Here is a 1416-nt window from a genome sequence, read left to right as displayed (position 1 = left end):
AGGGCCAGGCCGGCGAGGGCGAGCGGGACGAGCGTGGTCTTGCCGGTGCCGGGCGGGGCGGCCAGGACGGCGGCGCCCCGCCCGGCCAGGGCCGCGCGCAGGGCCGGGACGGCGCTCGCGACGGGCAGGTCCTCGGCGGCTGCGATCCGCGGGCCCCGGGACGGGTCGGAGGGCGGGCCCTCAGATGGGACGGGGCGCGGGGCGGGGTGCGGGTGCATCGCTCCAGTGTGCCGGGCGCGGTCGCCGCCGCCGGAGCGGGCGGGTCCCTACCGTGCCCGGCCGGTGGTCGTCCATGTGACAATGGCCACCGGACCGAAATCACCTCCGTGCGTTACCGTGAAAGTTGCATCGAGCATTTCATCCATTCTTGTAGAACGTTCTAAAGACTTCCCCAAAATTTAACCGCCGCCGTCACCGCAAAAGGCCAGGTAAGCAATGCCGCGGACCCCCTGAGCCGCGGCGCCGCCCGGCTTCCGGCACCGGTCGAAGTGTGGCGAAAAGCCGTCGACCATCCCCATAATGGGGTCGTCGTCGCAGGATGCCGGGAGGTCGAGATGATCGGCAGCTCCATCTACCTCAGGGATAGGGCCGCGTTCACGGGCGGTTCGCCCCAGGCGGTTTTCGAGGAGCTTTGGCAGAAGGACCGAAAGGGGCGGTTGCGGAACCGCGCAATTATGGCCGGCGCCGCGCTGCTGCTGTGCGGGGCTCTGGTCAACGCGGTATTCGGAATCGTCGCCGCGGTCCTGGTCGCCGCCGTCGACTCGTTGGTCCATTGGCGCATCTACAGCACATCCAGCGTCTGGCGGCGCGGGCTGCGCGGTGACGAGCGGATGGCGCGGCTGCTGCGGCTGACGCTGGAGCGGCGCGGCCACCGGGTGCTGCTCGCCCGGACGGTGCCCGAGCACGGCTCCGCCGACCAGCTGGTCATCGGCCCCGGCGGGGTGTGGCTGGTGCACAACGAGGCGTGGCAGCCGGACGCCGAGCTGTCCCGGCACGGCGACAAGCTGTTCATCGACGGGCGGACGCAGACCAAGCTGGTCAGGAGCCTGACCGCGCGCGCCGAGGCCGCCGCCGCGCTGATCTCCGAGCGCGCCGGGACACGGGTCGAGGTGACGCCGGTGCTGGCCGTGCACGGCGGGCGGCTGCCGCGCCGCACCCCCTTCACCGCCGACGGCATCACCTTCGCCCAGCCGTTCAGGCTGATCCGCTGGATGCGCCGCAACCCCACCGCCGAGCTGTCCGCCGACGACGTCGAGTCGATCGCCCGCGCCGCCGTCCACGCGCTGCCGATCGGCGGCCGGACGATGCCCACCGCCGCGTAGCGGAGCCCGCCGTGACCGTCACCGCCCCCGCGCACCCCGCCCCCGCACACCCCGCACCCGTGACCGCCGCCCCCGCGACCACGGTGCCGCCGAG

2 protein-coding genes are annotated in these 1416 nt (G+C 73.1%); one reads left to right on the top strand and one right to left on the bottom strand.

From position 1 onward, the window contains the following. Nucleotides 1-218: hypothetical protein (locus E1291_RS41345; RefSeq protein WP_131743462.1), on the bottom strand; the 218-nt coding region annotated here is incomplete at its 3' end. Nucleotides 219-674: 456 nt separating this feature from the next. On the opposite strand from E1291_RS41345, the gene E1291_RS41340 reads away from it, so the two are divergent. After that, nucleotides 675-1322: an NERD domain-containing protein gene (locus E1291_RS41340; protein ID WP_242614703.1), complete on the top strand. Its 648-nt coding sequence runs from the start codon at nt 675-677 to the stop codon at nt 1320-1322. Nucleotides 1323-1416: the final 94 nt, after the last annotated feature.

It is taken from the genome of Actinomadura roseirufa (assembly GCF_900659635.1).
Lineage (GTDB): Bacteria > Actinomycetota > Actinomycetes > Streptosporangiales > Streptosporangiaceae > Spirillospora > Spirillospora roseirufa.
This window is presented reverse-complemented; position numbering and strand designations above follow the sequence as displayed.

What these genes read in the sequence shown, in the direction of transcription:
- E1291_RS41340 (WP_242614703.1), top strand. Translation starts at nt 675, where the DNA reads ATGGCCGGCGCCGCGCTGCTGCTGTGCGGGGCTCTGGTCAACGCGGTA.